The sequence below is a fragment of the Vibrio sp. 1288 genome (assembly GCF_033344475.1).
Window position 1 is genome coordinate 1 of record NZ_JAWPOX010000341.1, and the last position, 804, is coordinate 804.

Annotated in this window: 1 protein-coding gene and 1 pseudogene; both read left to right on the top strand. The window is 45.8% G+C overall.

What is annotated here, in order from left to right; all coding sequences use genetic code 11:
* A pseudogene (locus R8O11_RS26640) lies at nucleotides 1-233 on the top strand (ABC transporter permease); the annotation flags it as partial.
* A 3-nt stretch (nucleotides 234-236) separates the two neighbouring features.
* Nucleotides 237-804: ABC transporter permease (locus tag R8O11_RS26645; RefSeq protein WP_318194798.1), on the top strand; the 568-nt coding region annotated here is incomplete at its 3' end.

Genomic DNA, 804 nt, shown 5'->3' on the forward strand with positions numbered 1-804 from the left:
TTATTTTGATCGCCAATGCGATCGGCGCTTATGCCAGCGTCTATGCGCTCACTTCTGGTAACTACAACGTCATTACGATCCGTATTGCCAGTTTGGTGTCTGGTGATTTGTTCCTAGAGCCAAATTTAGCAGCCGCCATCTCGGTCATCTTAATGGCGCTGTTGGCGTTTATTACGGTGATTAACCAGTGGCTGATTGCCAAAAGTTACGCAGCTAAGAAAAGCAGGAAGTAAACCATGCAAGGCGTAAATTCTCGATTCCATAAAAGCGTCGTTTACACCATCGTCGGAATCATGCTGATCCCGATTCTAGCGACGTTTATTTACTCGATTTCTTCTCGCTGGGGCGCAACGATTCTGCCTGATGGTTTCACTTTTGACTGGTACATTAAACTGCTTACGGATCCTCGCTTCTTACAGGCGTTTGGTCGCTCGCTCTTTATTGGCCTTTCAGCACTAGCACTGAGTGTTGTTCTCATACTGCCTGCGATTTTCGTGGTGTTTTACTACTTTCCGAAACTCGACAAGCTGATGAATATCCTGATTTTGCTGCCATTTGCAGTACCACCAGTGGTTTCGTCTGTGGGCCTTCTTCAACTCTATGCCGACAGTGAAATCTCCCTCATAGGCACACCTTGGATTTTAGTGGGCACTTACTTCACCATCGCATTGCCATTTATGTATCGCGCCATTTCCAACAGCTTTGAAGCCATCAATTTACATGATTTGATGGACGCCGCGCACTTGCTTGGCGCAAGTACGACCAAAGCTTTTTTGTTGATCATTTTGCCCAATTTAAAGAAAG